This is a genomic window from Gordonia phosphorivorans (genome assembly GCF_042432625.1).
Classification (GTDB): Bacteria; Actinomycetota; Actinomycetes; order Mycobacteriales; family Mycobacteriaceae; genus Gordonia; species Gordonia phosphorivorans.
Map to the genome: position 1 here is coordinate 1 of NZ_JBHLWV010000009.1, position 8,392 is coordinate 8,392.

Here is an 8,392-nt window from a genome sequence, read left to right on the forward strand (position 1 = left end):
CGAAGCCGCAGCGCTGCAGGAGCTCGCGGGCAATCCCTCGGTTCCGGAACTGGTATTCAGTGGCGTTACCGCGGGCCGCACGGTCCTGGCTACTCGCCATCGCGCTGGCAGACCGTTTGACGACGTGGCAGAACTGACGCCGCGTCGCGTCGCGTCGCGTCGACGAGGTGCTCGACCGGCTCGAAGATGTGCAAGCAGTACCGGGGCCATCCGTTCGAGTCCACCAGGTCGAATCGGCGTCGCTGTACGCGCCCGACGCTGACCCGATCGCCTGCGTCGCCGCAGTTCGTGGCCGGCTCGCAGCCTCGTCAGTTCCGCCCGAGCTCGACGANCCTGGGACCTCCGGCGATTGATCGCGCATCGATCACGTTCGGGCTGCTCGTGATAGATCGTCCCGACCTGGCTGAGCAAGTAATCGGGAGACGCACCCACAGTCCGCCACCAAAAGTAGCGTTCCGTAGGCGCAGGTATGTTGTTGGTACTGCTCTTTCCACTGATCGCTGGCGCACAGCACGACCGTCCCCTCCCCAGTGCTCGACCGATCAGAAGGACACTCACCGCGATGCAGATCTTCCCCGTAGTACACCTCTCTGACTTCGACAACGGCCTCGAGCAAGCCGAGATCGCTCTTGCCGCCAACGCCGACGGGGTCTATTTGATCGACCATTCCGGCCGTACCGATCGCCTTGTTGCCGTGGCCAATGCGCTGACCACTCGCGCGCCCGGTGCCTTCATCGGCGTGAATCTGCTCGGCTATTCGGCGGCCGGCGCAGCCACCTACCTGGTCGACGCCATCACCAGCGGACTGCTGAGCCGAGCGCCGAACGGGCTGTGGATCGACGACGTCTCCCCAACCGACTCGGCCATGGCGATCAAACGCGCCAATGCAACGCTTGCCACCACGCAGATCCTCGGCGGTATCGCCTTCAAGTACACGCCTACCTTCACCGAAGAGCCCACCGCCGCAGCCGCCGAGGTCGTGCGACTGCGCGACGAGGTCGACGTCGTGACCACAAGCGGCGCAGGAACAGGGACTCCCCCTACTCCCGCCAAGATTTCCGCCATGGCAGCGGCAGCCGGGCGCCGGCCCCTCGCGGTTACCTCGGGACTTGCCGCGGAGAACCTCGCCGACTATGCCGACGCCATCGACCAGGTCCTCGTCGCCAGCAGCGTCGAGACGGCGCCCTACTCGGGGATCTTCGACACCCCACGATTGACCGCGATGATCGCGGCCGCACACGCCTGACCGACATCACCTTCAAACAGGCATGCGGTCTCGTCGAGGAGGTCCGCACCGCGCAGTGCGCGGTGCCACCAGAGCGTCTCAGATTCTGTTGCGCACCTTCTGGGCCGACACAAATTTGAACGCATCCGGGAATTCCACCGAGGACCTTCCCTGCAACCGCTCCTCGATCTCAGCGACGCCAGTGGCGAGTTCTACATCGTCGAAGGTCGAGAGCGTCCCGCGCTTCGAGGCGACGCTCGCCGACTATAGAAACCGCGCCTCGCGTTGACCCGATCAAATCTCGACCTTCGCCCGGAGCGGCCGAACCATGTCCCTGTTCGTCGGCCCGACCGGCGCCGGCAAGACCGAACTCGCACGGGAATCGCCCGCGTCGTATGCCGCAGCACCACCGCCGATTTCGCCGATGCGGTGATCGTCATGACCTCGAATCTCGGTGTCCGCGAAGCGCAATCGAAGGCGGTTGACTTCGGTGAGGTCAACGCCGCCACCAGGTCACGCACACTCGCCCAGGATGCGCTCAAGAAGGCCGTGCCTCCCGCACTCCTCAACCGGATCGACGCGATCGCCCAGTTCGAACCGCTCACCCCCGACGCGATCACCGAAATCGCCGAAATTGAGGTCGTCGCCGCGCACGGCACCTTCAGCGAATATTGAACTACGCCTCCTCGCCAACCTCGTCACCTTTACCGAGCAGGGAGTGTCCAGCCTTCACGCCACCGTCGTCGACGTGGTGATTTCAGAGGCGTGATCCAGCGCTACTCGCCGCGCCGTGAGCACGGACCCGTCCTAGCTCACCTCAGAGAACACGAGGAGTGTCCCGGATCACTGCGGAGCAGCGCTTGACGGGTAGGGGAATCGGTATCGGAGTAGAGGCCGCAAGCCGCCGGACTCGACACCGAGAGGAAGTCCCGTGAACGCTACGATTTCGATCCCCAGCTACCGCGACGTGTGTGCCCAGCGTCGTCTCGTCCTCGTCGACATCGAGAATGCGGCGCGCGGAGCCACGACCTCCCCCGACCACGTGCAGACACTTCGTGCCGAAATCTCCCACACCCTGCATCTCGGCGCCTGGGACCAGATCATCGTCGGATGCAGCCACTACTCACTGTTGAGCGCAAAGCTCGGGTGGCCGACGGCTCGCTTCGTTGTTCGGTCCGGCCCAGACGGGGCCGACCTCGCCCTCCTGGCCGAACTGGCACAAATCGATACGAGTCGCTTTGCCGAATTGGCGCTAGTCTCGGGAGACCACCTCTTCGCGCCTGCCGTCGCCGCCGCGGGAATTCCGACAACGGTTCTGAGCCACCGCACTTCGCTGTCTCGTGAACTGCGCTTGGCGGCAAACCGAATCCGACTGCTCTCAACGAACCACCCCGCCGCAGCCTGACTCGTCACAGCACGTCGGAGTGCCCGTGTCGCCGGCACCAACTGATGAGGTACCGCGCATGTAGCCCGCACCAGCGATAGATCGATCCCTGAGTCAGCGGCAACTGCTCGTCGTGCTCGTCACGTGCCAGAAGCATCGGACCCAGGTAGTGGCTCGTCACCTTGTTCGCGGTGCTTGGGGAGACCTTGGCGACCGAGGCCAGCGAGGCGCCGTCGGAAGCGCGGCCGGAAGCGATCGCTCCGGCCATTCGCCCGGCTGTTTGTCCTCGGCGATCGGACAGGAGTTCGTAGAGCGGCGGACGTCGCGGGCCCGGGACGGGCGGCTGTGGAAGCCTACGTCCCAGGGCTGCGGACCGCAGGCCGTCCATGATCACCGGGAGGCCGGCGGCTTTAGGGACCACACCGAAGACTTCGGGGCGCAACCTTGCTTCTTCGAGGAGGTCGTTCTCAATACTGTGGCCCTGAGTCGCGAGCAGGACTGGTGCGGTCCGCTGCGCCTGATTCAGCCGGTCGATCACATCGAGGCCGTCGAACGTCCACTCCATTTCCGGGCGATTCCAGATCAGGTCGGCGGCCACAACGTCGTACCGCACAGTCCCGGAGATGATCGCGGTCAGTTCGTCGTCATTGGTAGCAACAGCGACCTTCACATCGTCGAAAGCGGACTCGAGGGGGCCAGAGATCACTCGCCCCAGGGGCGAGGCGATGAGGATGCGCAGACCGGTTGCCACCCTCTGATCGTAGACGAAACCAGCGGGTAATGTGCAATCACGCACGGAGCTACGGAAGTATGGCATTATTTGCTTGCAGTCAGACAGCCCACCGGCCGAGGCAGAACCGACCGCCTCACGCAGGAGTTCGCGGTGGCCACCGCGCCCTGGCCACGCGGCGCCTCCGACATCGAGAACTTGTCGTTGTCGTCCATTCGGCCGATCCTCGCGTGCAAGCCTGCATTTCCTGCCGCGAGTGCGTTAAAAATGGCCCGGCGCTGGCCGTCCATCAGGCGGGCGACTATTCGGCGCCCGGGCTGGTTGCGGAGCCACCCCTACCGCAAGGATGAGGAGCACCCCATGTCGCTACGAGGAAAAATCTCTCAGCGGGCAACCGCAGGTACCGACGCCCTCCGCGATCGACTTCCGTCCGGCGATGAACTGCGGGATCGGGCTCAGACCAGCTCCGGTGCGCAGTGGCTGACCGATGCCCTCTCGAGGATGTCACCCCCACCCGGCGCAGCGGTAGGACCGTTGGATCTGTCGTTGGCGGCTGCCGCATCGGCGGTGTTCGCGGGGAAGCTCCCCGGTCCGGTGACGACGGCCATGCGAAAGCTCAACGAACTCGGTCAGGTCCACGTAAGTCCGACGGAGATTGCCTTTGACGGCACCGTCGTCCCCTGGTCGGCGGTGGTATCAGTGCAGCTCCATGACACGGCGGCCCTGGTTCCTTCGGCGTCGATCGACAAAGAGGTCGATAAGATCCGTAAGCTCCTGCCACCTTTCCCCGCCCGAAAGTTCTTGGTCGGCAAGATGGTCGACGGGCTCCTTGTCCTCATCCTCTCGGCGTTGGAAAGATCCAGCGCAGATCCGCGGCCAGTACCGTGCCAGATCATTTATCGAAACAAGCTCGGCCAGACCAGGGAAGTATCGGGAGGTCTGTTCGCCGCCGCTGCCCTGACCACGGTAACCAATCTGGCCGAGTGCATTGTTGCCACCGCGCACGCCCATCGGATCCCGGTGTACGTAGCAGCCGACAGCGCAGCTGTCGACAGGGGGCAACGAGCCCAGCAACTACGTGCCGCGGCGGCGGCCATTCGCGGACGGATTCAGCAGGAGGGTCAGCCCGAGTAGTTCCGCTGAGGTTGCCCATCCGCCCCGATCAGCTACTTGGCGCCGACTTGGAACCAACCATTGGAACGGTCATTGGGACTGAACCACGACGGCGCGTGCACCGTCGCCGAGCGATACCCGGACGCAGCTGAGGCGTCGTGCACCTCGACCTTGCCGGAACCGGGATTCGTCGTCTTTACGAAAACCATGTCGTTGCCGGACATCTGAAACCAACCGTTGTTCGCGTCGGCTGATCCGATCCACGTGACCGCATGCACGGAACTGCCGCGGTAACCCGAAGAGGCCGTCGCGTTGTGCACCTCCACCTGCTGGGAACCGGTGTTCTTCGTTTTGATGAACCAGAGGTCTCGGCCCACCAACTGGAACCAGCCGTTGTTTTGATCAGCTGGACTGAACCACACCACTACGCTCTGGGATCGGATTCCCGGTCGCGGGTATGTCTCCGACGCGTGGATCTACACCGGCACCAACGGCCGAGTCGCCGGCGAGTGCGGTGGCGCCGCGGCACCGAAGCCGCAGTCGACAAGTCGTGCCAGGGGGGCCACCGTCCAGAGCAGCAATCCGTTCAACACGGCAAGCCTGCGGGGCGACTGCACCTACGGTGCGCAGGAGAAGATCCGGCAGACCGCCGGCTACTACATCGGCGCGCTGCGAGGCGATGCCGGGCAGTGGGCTGGTCAGGCGCGGGCCGCAGGATGGACCGTCGTCAGCAGTCCGCAGCCGCGTTCGGTAGTGGTGTACCCCGGGGGCGTCGGCCACGTGGCGTGGGTGGACTCGGTCAGCGGTAACACCCTGACCACCATCACCGACATGAATGGCGGCACCGGCGGCACGTCCTACCCGTACAAGACCAGCAAGTTTGGTCAGTGGGACACGCGGAAGGTGCCGCACCGCGCGAGCATGCAGTACATTCTCATCCCGTAGCGGGCGCCCGCAGCAGTCATCGGTCCCGGAAGCAATCGCTTCCGGGACCGATGTTCGTTCGGCCGGGTATGAGCCAGTCGCGGCAGGCATTGGACAACCTTCGCGATGCGGCTAACCTCGGCCGTTCATCGATGAGGTCGACGCGCCCGCTTAAAGCATAAAGAAAGGTGCTCTCACCTGCGATAATCGTTCTTGCGACAGTTCGATTCAAGCAGAGTGAAGGAGCATCCGGGAAAGATCATCGCTGACCTGGCGGTCTCACTCGTTGTCGGCGGCGACTGCCTCGCCAATATCGCCACACTGCGGGGGCGGGCCGAGGTGTTCGGCCCGGTCGCCTCCGGTCCGACTGTGTCCCGCCTGATCGGCGAGCTCGCCCGGACCCCGGTCGCCGCCGTAGCCGCGATCGCCCGAGCACGAGCCCAAGCCCGTTCACACGTGTGGGCACTGATGGGCGAGCAGGCACCGAACGCGGGAACCTCCGCGGCCGACCCACTGGTCATCGATCTGGATGCGACCCTGGTGACCGCGCATTCGGAGAAAGAACACGCGGCGGGAAACTACAACGGCGGGTACGGCTTTCACCCATTCACCGCGCACATCGACCACGGCGCCGGCGGGACCGGTGAAATCGCCGCGCTGATCCTGCGCCCGGGCAACGCCGGGGCGAACACCGCCGCCGACCACATCCAGGCCGTCACCGACGCCCTGACCCAACTTCCCGACTTACCGCCGCGGCGGGGCCGTAAAGGCACCACCGACCGCGACAATCGATCGGGGGGGTCCAGCACCATTCGACCGCAGCTGCGAGGTCTCAGCGCACGAGGCCAAGCTTCCGCCCCTGCGCGACAGCAGCAGCGGCCCGCGCCCGTTGCTTCCCGTTGTCTCGGTCATCGTTCGACAGATCGAGCAACCGCACTGCGCCGAATCGGCCGGCAACCAGTAGCGTCGATCCGTCACGAGACAACGCGAGCGCCCGGACCGGATCCGCCATCGGTCGGCGGATCGTCCGTGTGGCGAAATCTCCCGTATCGAGCACCCGCACCGTCCCGTCATCAAATCCATACGCCACCTGTTGATCGTTCACGCCGAGAACAACTACGCCCGCACGATTGACCGTCTGCCATGGGAAAATCAGATGATCGGCCTTCGGCTTAGCGCCGAAGGTCACGCGGGCTGCGCATCCAAAGTTCGCCGCCGAAGGCCCTCCGGTGAAGACGTACTTACCGTCCGTCATCACCGCGATCGGGCTGACGTCCGCGGGACACCCGGTGCCTGCCCGGCCAGTGATCTGCAGGGTGCCCGGATCCAACTCAAACACGTGCCCGAAGTTGGTTCCGGCAAAGATCTTGTTCCCGCCGATACCGATGCTCGTCGCCAGCTGCTCGATGTCGACGGTCCTGAATTCGCCGCTCGCCTGATTCAGATGGCCGACGCCACGTTGCCCGCAGGCGACATATATGTCGGCATCTTCGTTCGGCAGGGTGACGCCCGACGGCACGCAATCGATGGGAAAGCTCTGCACTGACCAGTCTACAGTCCGCACGACGTGCACCGAGGAAGTCATCTTCTCGACGTCGACACCGGTGACCACCAGCGTCTTACCGTCGGGGGCTGCCGCAAGGTCCCCGGTGATCACCGACGGCGCGACACGCACTGTCGACCGATTCACCACAGTTTTACTGGCCAAGTCCACCGCAACGAGTTCCCCGTGGCGCCCGAGCAGTACCGCGACATCAGATCCCGAAAGATGCACGCCCCCCGACCAGGCATCCGTATCCGCGGCGACTGCCACACCAAAGGGGTCCGGCCAGTGGATCACCCCTCGATCAGTGAGCGCACTGATTCCGTCATCGGCGACGACGACCGCCTCCACTGGCGAATTGGCGCCGCGAAGCACAACTGGCTGGTTGCCTCGTTGCACGTCGAGCAACTGAACTTGTTCGCCGCCAGCAACAGCGACCCATGCAGCATCCGGGCTCCACACCAGGGTCGTTCCCGTAAACGAGAGCGGGATCGTCCGAATCAGCCGGTCGTCCCGATTCTTGACCTCAACCTGTCGTCCATCCCTGGTCAGCGACGCTGTGAACTGCCGGTCACCGCTAACCGCGCTTCGGTCTCGTCGGCTCGCCCGCAATTGTGGTGCGGCTGGCGACATATCTGCGGGAGTTACCGAGTCCGGCAGCGGCACCGAGAACGCCCGCGCCAGTTCCCAGCGCTGCGCCTCACCTTCCCCCTCGGCGTTCGCTAGAAGCGCCAAGTGCTCATACGGACCCGTCTCGTAAGCATCCTGAAAAGCATCCATGTCGCTGAAGGACTGAATTGCCTGATCAATCCGGTCTTTGGCTTTGTCGAGGGCCTCCGGACCACGGATACCGACAAGGACAAGCACCAAAGCGATGAAGGTACCGATGTACCGCAATGTCTGCTTGCGCGCCTGTCGAGTGATCGAGGAGCGCAGAAACGCGCGGACCACCGGAGGGACCGAGTCGCCCGCCGGGAGCGAGTTCACGTATCGGCGATACCTCAGCCGTGCTCGTCCCGTGACAAGGTCCCGCGATCGTCGGCCGTTGATCGACCACTGGCCGGCACGCGCAAACAGCTCTGCCCGAACCTTCTCCTCCGGGGGCTGCGCGGCCAGCCGACGGAGCACAAGATCGCACGCCGTACGCGGATCAGTGCCCGGCTCGAGCCAGAGCGCCGGCACTAGCCACTGTTCAGCCAGGCGGATCTCGGCCTGACAGTTCTCAGAGGCCCGCCACTGCGGTGAATCGACGACGGCCATCAACGTCGCCCCGCGCAGCCCCGCTTCGATCTCCTCCATCCATGGAACGGTGACTGGAATGCTCCGCTGATCGATCCAGACCTGTAGGCCATGCGCTCGCAGCGCGTCGGTCAAGTCCCGAGTAGTGGTGTAACGCTGCGATCCTTCGTTGGTGCTGGTTAAGCGCTGAGTTCGTGGGTGGTGTCGGCGTTTACCTCGATTCCGGTGGCGGGG

Annotated in this window: 8 protein-coding genes and 1 pseudogene; 6 read left to right on the top strand and 3 right to left on the bottom strand. The window is 64.5% G+C overall.

The genetic code is table 11. The features are described from left to right. The first annotated feature begins 562 nt into the window (after window positions 1-562). The 3 genes from ACFFJD_RS02410 (at window position 563) to ACFFJD_RS02420 (ending at window position 2,630) form a co-directional block, all read left to right on the top strand. Window positions 563-1,246, top strand: a complete 684-nt coding sequence (locus tag ACFFJD_RS02410; RefSeq protein ID WP_382360388.1) for a hypothetical protein — start codon at window positions 563-565, stop codon at window positions 1,244-1,246. Window positions 1,247-1,510: 264 nt separating this feature from the next. Further along, a complete protein-coding gene (locus ACFFJD_RS02415; protein WP_382360391.1) occupies window positions 1,511-1,900 on the top strand; it encodes a hypothetical protein in 390 nt (129 codons plus the stop codon). Between the two features lie 256 nt (window positions 1,901-2,156). Beyond that, window positions 2,157-2,630, top strand: a complete 474-nt coding sequence (locus ACFFJD_RS02420; RefSeq protein ID WP_382360394.1) for a PIN domain-containing protein — start codon at window positions 2,157-2,159, stop codon at window positions 2,628-2,630. 4 nt (window positions 2,631-2,634) lie between these two features. Here the strand turns inward: ACFFJD_RS02420 and ACFFJD_RS02425 are convergent, their stop codons facing one another. Further along, window positions 2,635-3,360: an MSMEG_1198 family transcriptional regulator gene (locus ACFFJD_RS02425; protein ID WP_382360406.1), complete on the bottom strand. Its 726-nt coding sequence runs from the start codon at window positions 3,358-3,360 to the stop codon at window positions 2,635-2,637. A gap of 513 nt (window positions 3,361-3,873) precedes the next feature. Here ACFFJD_RS02425 and ACFFJD_RS02430 point away from each other — a divergent pair. Further along, window positions 3,874-4,473, top strand: coding sequence for a hypothetical protein (locus tag ACFFJD_RS02430; protein ID WP_382360397.1), 600 nt, complete (start codon window positions 3,874-3,876; stop codon window positions 4,471-4,473). Between the two features lie 32 nt (window positions 4,474-4,505). On the opposite strand, the gene ACFFJD_RS02435 is transcribed toward ACFFJD_RS02430, so the two are convergent. Next, window positions 4,506-4,877, bottom strand: coding sequence for a hypothetical protein (locus tag ACFFJD_RS02435; RefSeq protein WP_382360400.1), 372 nt, complete (start codon window positions 4,875-4,877; stop codon window positions 4,506-4,508). A gap of 175 nt (window positions 4,878-5,052) precedes the next feature. On the opposite strand from ACFFJD_RS02435, the gene ACFFJD_RS02440 reads away from it, so the two are divergent. Beyond that, window positions 5,053-5,397 (top strand): CHAP domain-containing protein, encoded by a 345-nt coding sequence (locus ACFFJD_RS02440; protein ID WP_382360409.1) that lies wholly within the window; start codon window positions 5,053-5,055, stop codon window positions 5,395-5,397. A 192-nt stretch (window positions 5,398-5,589) separates the two neighbouring features. Further along, a pseudogene (locus tag ACFFJD_RS17600) lies at window positions 5,590-6,144 on the top strand (transposase); the annotation flags it as partial. A 64-nt stretch (window positions 6,145-6,208) separates the two neighbouring features. Here ACFFJD_RS17600 and ACFFJD_RS17605 read toward each other — a convergent pair. Next, complete coding sequence (locus ACFFJD_RS17605) at window positions 6,209-8,293, bottom strand: toll/interleukin-1 receptor domain-containing protein (RefSeq protein WP_417398507.1); 2,085 nt, start codon at window positions 8,291-8,293, stop codon at window positions 6,209-6,211. Window positions 8,294-8,392 lie beyond the last annotated feature (99 nt).